1 protein-coding gene is annotated in these 708 nt (G+C 62.1%); it reads left to right on the top strand.

The annotated features are described in order from the left end of the window. The coding region (locus P0D80_RS50830; RefSeq protein WP_408296470.1) for an IS110 family RNA-guided transposase at nt 1–708 on the top strand (708 nt) is incomplete at both ends.

The raw sequence follows: 708 nt of genomic DNA, 5'->3' as shown, positions 1-708 counted from the left end.
GGCCAAAGCCGATCTGAGGCACGCGCGGCAACGGCTGAAGGCGTTCCTGCTCGCGCATGGTGTGGGTTATACCGGTACCGCTAACTGGGGACCCGCGCACCGGCGATGGATCAGCTCATGTTCGTTTCCAAGTCACTGGCAGCAACTGGCCTTCGACGAACACCGTCGCACGATCGAGGACAGGCTCGCGCAATGTGAGCGTCTCGAGGGGGCGCTGCGCGAGGCCGTGCTCGAGTGGCGCTTTTATCCGGCCGTACTGGGCCTTCAGGCCATGCGTGGCATACAGTTCACCACTGCGATCGGAATGCTTTCAGAGCTTGGCGACCTGTCACGCTTTGAGCATCCGCGCCAGCTGATGGCATGGCTGGGCGTCACCCCCTCTGAATACTCTTCCGGAGAGCGGCGTCGTCAGGGAAGCATTACGAAAACCGGCAACAGTTACGCCCGCAAACTGCTCGTCGAGGCCGCCTGGAGCTACCGGTTTCCCGCACGTGTGAGTACGGATATCCAGCGTCGACAGGAAGGCATCCCCAAGCCCATTACCGATCGAGCCTGGGACGCACAACTGCGGCTGTGCCGGCGATATCGCAAACTGGCAGAGCGCGGCAAGAATGCGAACATCGCTGTGGTTGCTGTGGCCCGTGAACTCGCGGGATTCATCTGGGACATTGGCCGGCTGTCAATGTCCCAGGCTGTACCGGGCGGTGC

Origin of the sequence: Paraburkholderia sp. RL17-373-BIF-A, assembly GCF_046030175.1 — a bacterium.
In the GTDB taxonomy this organism is placed as follows: domain Bacteria; phylum Pseudomonadota; class Gammaproteobacteria; order Burkholderiales; family Burkholderiaceae; genus Paraburkholderia.
This window is presented reverse-complemented; position numbering and strand designations above follow the sequence as displayed.